Consider the following 8,234-nt stretch of genomic DNA (forward strand, 5'->3'; position numbering starts at 1 on the left):
GGGGAATTCAGGCAACGCCCGTCAGAGCAGGCGCCGCTCAGCCGCCCAGCGGGTGAGTTCGTGGCGCGAGGAGAGCTGGAGTTTCCTCAGCACGGCGGAGACGTGGGTTTCGACGGTCTTCACCGAGATGAACAGCGCCTTCGCGACCTCCTTGTAGCTGTACCCCCGCGCGATCAGGCGCATCACTTCGACCTCGCGTGCGGAGAGACGGTCGAGCTCGGAATCGACGGAGGCGACCGCGGCAGTGCCGAAGGCGTCGAGGACGAAACCGGCCAGCCGCGGGGAGAAGACGGCGTCCCCCGAGGCGATCCGGTGCACGGCGTTGGTGATTTCCGCCCCCGAGATGGTCTTGGTGACGTACCCGCGCGCCCCCGCACGGATTACTGCCACGACATCCTCCGCCGAATCCGACACGCTGAGCGCAAGGAACCGCGTGTCGCTGCCCAGGCGCGAGCAGCCATGGATCACCTCGGCACCTCCCCCGCCCCTCCCTCCCGGAAGGTGGACGTCGAGGAGCACGACCTGCGGCCGGTGCTGCTGGATCACCGCGATCGCCTCCTCCACGGTCGCGGCTTCGCCGAGCACGGTGATGCTCGGCCCGAGGTCCGATTTGAGTCCCGAGCGGAAGATCGCGTGATCATCGACGACGACGACGCTCACATCCGTGCCGGCCGTGGCCTCATGAACCGTGTCCATTGCTCTCCCCGCGATCTCTTGATGGATGTTCAGGCATGCTGAGAGTGACTTCCGTGCCGTCAGGTCCGCTGCGGATCGAGGCGGAACCCCCGTGCCGGGAGAGCCGCCCGTGGATGGACTCCCGGATTCCGAGGCGGTCCGGCGGCACCGCGGCCTCATCGAAGCCCGAACCGCGATCCCGGACGAACACCTCGGAGCCGCGCGGGCCGAGTTCAAGGTACACCGACACCGGGACGCGCGCGTGCTTGGCCGCGTTCAGCATTGCTTCCCGTGCCGCCTGCGCGAGTGCCTCATTGCCCGGAGTGAGCGGGGCGTCCCCCACCGCCACGACAGTCACCGACGAGCCGTAGGCGTCCTCCACCTCGGCGGCGAAGGCGCGGATCCGCTCCGCGAGGGTGCCCGCCTGGTCCGCCTGGTCCGAATAGAGCCACTGGCGCAGCTCGCGCTCCTGCGCCCGGGCCAGCCGAATGACGTCCGACTCCGACGTCGCCCGGTTCTGGATCAGCGCCAGGGTCTGCAGCACCGAGTCATGGAGGTGCGCCGCGAATTCGGCGCGGGCGGCCTCACGGACGCGGCCCGCGCGTTCCACCTCGAGGTCGCGCCAGAATTTCAGGCCCCACGGCGCCAGAACGAGGCCCACTCCACCCAGGACGGCGGCAGTTGCGGCGAGTGTGGCCCAGGTCAGCGACCACGGGATGGACCCCGACACCATCACGAGGACACCGATGATCACGAGGACAAGACCTACCAGGAGCCGCGCCAGCCCGCTGGCCCGGTGCGCACCTGCCCGGTCCATCAGACCGGCCCGGCGGACGTCGTCGAGCTGCGCCCAGGCCAGGGCCGCCCCGGCCGCCACCACCCCCAGGGGAAGGAGCGTGCCCCACTGCACCGGAAGGCCCAGCTGCTGGGCCGCGAACGCCGCCGCGAGCAGCAGCATCCCCGCGCCGACAAGGAATTCCTTGCGGCCCGCCCGGCGGGCAGGGTGCTCATTGATGAATCGTGCCGGCCCGCTCCTGACCCGCACTCCGGCGGCACGGTCCATGGCGGACGGCACGAAGATCCACAACCAGGCGTACAGGATAGCGCCGGCCCCCGAGGCGAAGGTCAGGAGCACCATCGCAATCCGCACAGACCGGACAGAGAGGCCGAGATGCACTGCGAGACCCGCGCACACCCCTGCTATCACGCCGTCCGGCGAGCGCAGCAGTGGAGGTCTCATGGCTCAATAGAAGCACGTCCCCCGGTCACCCGGACGGCCTTCGGCCGCTCTCAGGGCTCACCGCGCGAATCCCGGGGGACGCTCAGGGAGAACTCAGGGCTCGCCCCGATTCCGCAACCGGAGCCCCGCTGGCAGGATCAGGATATGACTTCCGAACCAGCACCAGACGAACGCCCACCCTACGCAGGAGCGCACGCCGCCGGCGGCCCGGACGGTGGGCAGGACCAGCCCCCGACCGCCGCTTCCACCTCCCTTTCGACGTCGAATTCATTCTTCAGCTGGTTGCGGAGCCTCGGCATCGTCCGCGCCCCTGACCGCTGGATCGGCGGCGTGGCCGGTGGCCTGGCCGAGCGGACCGGGCTCGACGTCGTCCTGGTGCGGGGTCTGCTGGTGATCCTCGCGGTTTTCGGTGGCATCGGCGTGCTGCTGTACGGACTCGCCTGGGCACTCCTGCCCGAGCCTGACGGGCGCATCCACGCCGAGCAGGCCGGCCGCGGCATCTGGACCGGCGGCATGACGGGGGCCGCGATCCTCTCCGTCATGGGGTTGTGGCGCCCCAACCTTCCCTTCTTCGGCGACAGCGGAGCCGCACCCTTCCTCTGGACCATCGCGTGGGTGGGCGGCGTGGTGTTCATCATCTACTGGGCGGTCAACCGGTCACGCAACCGCGAAGCCCTCGCAGGGGGCTACTCGGCAAGTTACCCGGCCGCAAGCTACCCGGCGGGCTATCCGGGCGGGGGATTCCGGCAGGCAGGCTTTCAGCAGGCGGGCGGCGCCTATTCCGCCACAATCCCGGCGGGATCACCCCAGGCGGGATTACCCCAGGCGGGATCACCCCAGGCGGGTGCTATGCACAGCGGAGGGGTGCCGACAGGCACCATGCCCACACGGACGGCGCCCACACGCACCATGCCGATGGGTCCCCTGCCGACCGACACCCGCCCCTATCAGGCGACGCCACCCAGGACTCCCGTCCCGCGGCCCTCCGGCAGCCAGACGGCTCTTTCCTTCGGTGCTGCACTCACCGTCGTCGGCATCATCCTTGCCCTCGACTACACCAATGTCCTCGACCTCGGCGACACTGTGGGAGCAGTAGCGCTCGCAGCAGGCGCCATGACCCTGGGGCTGGGAGTCGTGATCCTGGGAATCCTCGGCCGAACCTCGGGGCTCATGGGTCTCGTCGGCTTCCTGACGGCACTCGCCGCCGTCGTGCTTCCCCTGGAGCTCCCGCAGGGACGGTGGATCGTCGCCGCTTCCGGGAGCACCGCGGCAACCGAGATCACGACGGCGGAGCGCGGCTATACGGCGGTGGCGGCGGAAAGCACCATCGACCTGACGGAGCTCGGAACGCTGCGGAACGACGTCGTGGTTCCGATTCATTCCGTCGCCGCTGACGTGGACATCGCCGTCCCCGCCGGTGTTCCGGTGGAGGTACGGTCGCGGCTGATCCTTGGAGCCGTCCAACTGACCGACGGCACTGACAGCTTCGCATCGGAGGGCGTGTGGCAGCCGGAAACCCTTGAACTCGGCGAGCAATCCTCCGGACCAACCATCATCATCGAAGTCAGCGGCGCCGTCAGCGACGTCAGCGTGACGGCCCAAGAGACGGGAAACACCCCATGAGTACGCAGAGCACCTCCTCTCCCCGACGCCCCCGGGCAGGAACCATCGTCTGGGGCGCCGTGATCCTCGTGATCGGATCACTCGTCCTCCTGAACCAGCTGACCGACCTTCGTTTCGATGCCGGAATCGTCCTCATGGGCCTCCTGGTGGGAGCCGGGGCCGCGCTCGTGGTCGGGGGCGCGCTGTCCATGGTGCGGAAGGACTCGAGCGAATGAACACCCTGTACCGAATCCTGCGCTCCTCCCCCATCAAACGCGCACCCGGAGGCCTCGCGGGCGGCATCGCCTCCGGGATTGCCCTCTCCTTGAACTGGCCGGTGGTGTACGTGCGCATCGGCATGCTGCTGAGCTTCCTCCTCCCCGTGATCAGCATCCCCCTGTACGGCGTTCTCTGGCTCCTGCTGCCGAAGACCGACGGCACCATCGCGCTGGAAAAGCTGCTCACCATCCGCTAGGAGCGTGCTCTCGTGTCAACGCGGCTCCGGTGCGGCGCGCGTCGGAACTGCGGGACTGCACGCTCCGCGGTCCGCCGCTGCGGTTTGAGGCGGTGGGGCCACCTGCAAGGATGGGAAGCGTGCCACGAACCGCAACTCCCCGCCCCGTCCCCCGGCTCCTCATCGGCGCCTGTGTCTTCCTCTTCCTCTCGGGCTACTTCGTGGTGAAGTTTCCCGACGTACCCGGCGCAAGCGTCGGTTCCTACGTCTTCAACGTCCTGATTGCCCTGCCGGCGTTCGTGGCGTTGTGGCGGCAGTTGGGAGCGGTCCGGGCGGCCGCGGCACTCGTGGCCGTCTCACTGTTCGGATACCTCATCGAAGGGTTCGGTGTGGCGACCGGCTATCCCTACGGTGAGTTCTACTACGGAGAGCCACTCGGCCCCAGGGCTTTCGATCTCGTTCCCTTCCTCCTGCCGCTCTCCTACGTTCCCCTGGTGATCGGGACGGTCGCGGTCTTCGCCGGAGCCGGACGCACCCTGCGCAGAATTATCGCCTCCGCCCTCCTTCTGGTGGTGGTGGACGGTGTGCTCGACCCAGGGGCCGTTTCGCTCGGGTTCTGGGTCTGGCCGGGCGGCGGGCCCTACTACGGCGTTCCCCTGTCCAACTACGGCGGCTGGCTGATCTCGGGGCTGCTCGCATCGGCGATCCTCACCGCAGCAGGAGGCCGCAGCTTCGGCCGTGCCGGAATCCGCCCGGGCCTCCTCGACAGCCTCATCGCGTCCCTGAGCCTCTGGTTGGGCGTCACGATTTTTTCGGGTCTCGTGTTCCCTGCGGTTCTTGCCGCAGCCCTGATCGCGCTCCTGATCGCCCGGCGGGCCCAGTTGGCCCGTGCCCTGCAGGACGCAATGTAGCAAGGACCCCGGCCTGAGTGCAGCCCGCGGGTGTGCTCGACCCACGTCATCAAACCATTGTCGGTGCCTCGTGTTGATGGCAGGGTGAATCCATGGCGATCCAGGTGCGCGCAGCAACGGTGTTCAGCGACATGAAGACGATGATGGGGCCCAAGCGCGCCGACGCGAACGTCTGCTGGTGCCTTAGCTATCGCCTTCCGTCGAAGGAGAATGTCGCATTGCTCGGGCGGGATCGCGGGGAACTCGTCCAGCGTCTTTGCCGACAGGATCCACCGCCCGGCGTGCTCGCCTATGACGGCGACGAGGTGGTCGGTTGGGCCGCCGTGCACCCGCGCGCCGACACGAGCTTCGCGCACAGCCGCACCATTCCGCAGGTGGACGACGTCGACGTCTGGTCCGTGTGGTGCATCCGCGTGCGGCCGGGGCACCGCGGCAATGGCATCTCGCATCATCTGCTCGCAGGCGCCGTCGACTTCGCGCGTGAGCACGGCGCTCCCGCGATCGAGGGATACCCGGTGGACAACAATGGCAACAGAGTCGACCTCACCATGGCCTATGTCGGCACCCGCAAGCTCTTCGAGCGGGTCGGCTTCACCAAGGTGGCAGACACCACCTCGGTCGTGAACAGGTTCCCCCGAATCCTCATGCGGCTCGAGCTGCGCTGACGGCGGCGACACCTGAGGTGCCGCGCAATGCTGGAGCGATGCTCGTGCTGGCGATCACGGCAGCGATGGCATAAGCCAGTAACGGATCGGTCAGCTCCAGCAGCGCACCGATGAGCAGTGATCCGAGAGCCTGGCCGAGGGCGAGGGAGATGAAGAGGGCTGCGGTACCGGCTGCGCTATGGTCGGGCAGGATACGGGCGGCCCAGACGATGAGGACGCCGCTGAGCGCGACATAGCCTGCACCGAACACGGCGCCGCCACCGTAAACGGCAAGGTTGCTGGCGGGCCAGGCGCCAAGGGCAAGGGTCGCTGAGCCCATCAGTGTCGTGGTGGTGATCCACCCCGTCCGTAGACCCCATCGGGTGACGAGGTCACCGGAAAAGGCACCTGCGATGCCGGCCGCGCCGAGGCACACCCAGAAAAGGGTCGCTTCGGATTCACTCAACCGACCTTCCGTGGTGACCAGCGCCCGGCTGAAGGTCCAGACGGCGGCACTGGAGGCTCCGGCCAGCAAGGCGGCCATCGCCGCTGGCCGCAATGGCTTCAGATCGGCGAGCCGGAAGCTCGCACATCCCCCAGTGCGTGTTCTTGCAGTGGAGAGTTTGCCCGTAGTCAGCACAGCGACGGTTGCGGCGACGTTGATGGCGGCGATGATCCACCAGGCTGTTCGCCATTGATCGGTAAGGATCAGGGCGAGTGGCCCCGCGATAACCAGGCCGAATCCTGTGCCCGAGTTGACCACCGCTTGTGCCCGGGCAGCATCAGGTGAGCTGATTCTCTCCTCGACCAACGTGACCAGGCCCGGCGAGGCGAATCCGGCGCCGGCGCCGGCGATGAGCATGCTGGTAGCCAAGATCATCGCGGAACCTGAGAGTGCCACCCCGATGCTGCCCGCGGATGCGACTGCTCCGGCAAGGAACACCGTTCGTCGAGGCGCGCGCGCCATACGGTAGGCCGCGGCTGCCGCAACGCAGTAGGCAACGAAGCTGCCGCTGGAAATGGTGCCGGTCACTGCAGGAGTCAGGTCGAATGACCGGCTGAAGGCCGGGACGAACAACCCATAACCGAAGCGGGCCAGGCCGTAGGTAGCAGCGATGAGCGCGGTGGCGCCGGCGATGAACGGCAGCTGGGTGCGCACCCGTCCTCCTTGGTAGAACGATCGTTTTGGTAGAACCAACGTTATAGTGGTGGGTATGGGAACACAATCCGGACATCCCTCTGCGCGGCAGCGGCTACTGGACGCTGCGGACGAATTGTTCTACCGGAACGGCATCGCCAATACCGGGGTCGACGATGTGCTGGCACGGGCAGGGGTCTCCGTTGCCACTCTTTACGCCCAGTTCAGCAGTAAGGACGGGCTTCTCCAGGCGAGCCTTCTACGGCGACTCGATACGTGGCAGGCCTATTGGGATGAAGCAATCCGCGCGGCGGATTCGGACCAGGAGCGCCTGCTGGCGGTCTTCGACGCCCTGAAGCTGTACCGTGAGGGCCAACACAGCGCCCGCTGGTGCGCGTTCCTCTCGACAGCCGTGGAAATCTACGAGACGGACCATCCGGCAGTGGACCTCATTGCAGCCGACACTGCCTTGCTCACCCGGCGCCTCTGCAGCCTCTCCGAACCGATTGCCGGTGCCGGAGCGGACCAGTTGGCTGCAGCTATTCTGCTCATCTACAACGGGACCCTCGCAAGCTTCCTTCGCGGCAGCCCCGAGGACCCCATTGGTCAAGGCCGGGAAATCGCCACCCTCGCAGCCAGCGCATTTCCGACACGCCCCGGACCTCATCACTCTTCGCAGGTGCCGTAAGGGCTCGTCCTACGGGACAGCTCAGCGCCTACCCAGACGCGCCCCCGTGGCGTTGGATGGACCAGTAACTCACCGTGTGATCAGCGGACGGCATCTCGATCATTCCGAGTTTGGCTGCTACCTGTGTGGACTTCTCGTTGTCCGGATCTATCGTTGCCGAGATTGCGCTGAGTGCGGAGATGCTGAAAACGTAAGCGAGCATTGCCCGCCCGATTTCGGTTGCGTAGCCTCTCCCCCAGAACTTCCGGTGGAACACGTAGATCAGTTCATCGAAGTCCTGGGCAGGGGGCCGGACCACGCCGCAGTAGCCGATGAAGTCGCCGGTGGCTCTTTCGAAGATCGCCGATGTGCCGTACCCGCGATTGGCATACTTGTCCTGGCACACTCCGATCCAGCGGGCAACTTCTGGCCGCGTGATCGTCGAGCCATCACCCACGAACCGCATGACCGCGGGATCTGCGCAGAGTGCTGCGAATTCTTCGAGATCGTCTTCTTCGAAGTGACGCGCCTGGAGCCTGCTCGTTTCGAACATCATGGTGAAACACTGTACGGGGAACGATCCGGGCCACCGGCCAGCCCGACATTGCGCAGGGCAACTCGCCAGCTGAATGAGAACGCGCGTCGTACGTTCCCCTTGAGCCCTGCCTCGATCGCCTGCCGGTTGCACGAGCCGGACAGGGCGGGTCAGGGGACGAGCTTGACGTCCTCGCCCCGGAGGTCGGCGCGGAAGCCGTCCTCCTGGACGGCGACGTCCTGGAGCACGAGGCCCTCGGGCAGGCCCTCGATAGTGTGTTCGATGGTCACGAGCCAGCGTACGACGGCGGCGGTGGAGTCGGAGAGGAAGTCCGGCCCACCGAAGTCGATCGAGCGTGGCTCGACGAC

10 protein-coding genes and 1 pseudogene are annotated in these 8,234 nt (G+C 67.1%); 6 read left to right on the plus strand and 5 right to left on the minus strand.

Annotation, left to right across the window (positions count from 1 at the left end; translation table 11 throughout):
* Positions 1–21 precede the first annotated feature (21 nt).
* Both Y704_RS0103940 and Y704_RS23875 read right to left on the minus strand, forming a co-directional pair.
* Positions 22–696 (minus strand): LuxR C-terminal-related transcriptional regulator, encoded by a 675-nt coding sequence (locus tag Y704_RS0103940; protein ID WP_026549142.1) that lies wholly within the window; start codon positions 694–696, stop codon positions 22–24.
* A complete protein-coding gene (locus Y704_RS23875; protein ID WP_026549143.1) occupies positions 680–1,915 on the minus strand; it encodes an ATP-binding protein in 1,236 nt (411 codons plus the stop codon). Before Y704_RS23875 ends, Y704_RS0103940 begins: the two co-directional genes overlap by 17 nt.
* Positions 1,916–2,059: 144 nt before the next feature.
* Between Y704_RS23875 and Y704_RS23880 the strand changes: the two genes are divergently transcribed.
* The 5 genes from Y704_RS23880 (at position 2,060) to Y704_RS0103970 (ending at position 5,547) form a co-directional block, all read left to right on the plus strand.
* Positions 2,060–3,538: a PspC domain-containing protein gene (locus tag Y704_RS23880; RefSeq protein ID WP_051476671.1), complete on the plus strand. Its 1,479-nt coding sequence runs from the start codon at positions 2,060–2,062 to the stop codon at positions 3,536–3,538.
* Positions 3,535–3,753 carry a hypothetical protein gene (locus Y704_RS23210; protein ID WP_026549144.1) on the plus strand — a complete coding sequence of 73 codons (219 nt, stop codon included), beginning with the start codon at positions 3,535–3,537 and terminating at the stop codon, positions 3,751–3,753. The genes Y704_RS23880 and Y704_RS23210 overlap by 4 nt, the downstream gene beginning before the upstream one ends.
* The gene (locus Y704_RS0103960; protein WP_026549145.1) at positions 3,750–3,992 is read left to right on the plus strand and encodes a PspC domain-containing protein; all 243 of its coding nucleotides are present in this window, start codon (positions 3,750–3,752) and stop codon (positions 3,990–3,992) included. Before Y704_RS23210 ends, Y704_RS0103960 begins: the two co-directional genes overlap by 4 nt.
* Positions 3,993–4,111: 119 nt before the next feature.
* Positions 4,112–4,882, plus strand: coding sequence for a carotenoid biosynthesis protein (locus Y704_RS18820; RefSeq protein WP_051476672.1), 771 nt, complete (start codon positions 4,112–4,114; stop codon positions 4,880–4,882).
* Between the two features lie 92 nt (positions 4,883–4,974).
* Complete coding sequence (locus tag Y704_RS0103970; protein ID WP_026549146.1) at positions 4,975–5,547, plus strand: GNAT family N-acetyltransferase; 573 nt, start codon at positions 4,975–4,977, stop codon at positions 5,545–5,547.
* Here Y704_RS0103970 and Y704_RS0103975 read toward each other — a convergent pair.
* A complete protein-coding gene (locus Y704_RS0103975; RefSeq protein ID WP_253904226.1) occupies positions 5,525–6,685 on the minus strand; it encodes an MFS transporter in 1,161 nt (386 codons plus the stop codon). The genes Y704_RS0103970 and Y704_RS0103975 overlap by 23 nt on opposite strands.
* A 55-nt stretch (positions 6,686–6,740) precedes the next feature.
* On the opposite strand from Y704_RS0103975, the gene Y704_RS18825 reads away from it, so the two are divergent.
* On the plus strand, positions 6,741–7,352 hold the full coding sequence (locus tag Y704_RS18825) for a TetR/AcrR family transcriptional regulator (protein ID WP_051476673.1): 612 nt from the start codon (positions 6,741–6,743) through the stop codon (positions 7,350–7,352).
* A gap of 28 nt (positions 7,353–7,380) precedes the next feature.
* Here the strand turns inward: Y704_RS18825 and Y704_RS18830 are convergent, their stop codons facing one another.
* On the minus strand, positions 7,381–7,887 hold the full coding sequence (locus Y704_RS18830) for a GNAT family N-acetyltransferase (RefSeq protein ID WP_051476674.1): 507 nt from the start codon (positions 7,885–7,887) through the stop codon (positions 7,381–7,383).
* A gap of 149 nt (positions 7,888–8,036) precedes the next feature.
* A pseudogene (locus tag Y704_RS23215) lies at positions 8,037–8,234 on the minus strand (hypothetical protein); the annotation flags it as partial.

This window comes from Arthrobacter sp. Br18, assembly GCF_000520555.1.
In the GTDB taxonomy this organism is placed as follows: Bacteria; Actinomycetota; Actinomycetes; order Actinomycetales; family Micrococcaceae; genus Arthrobacter_D.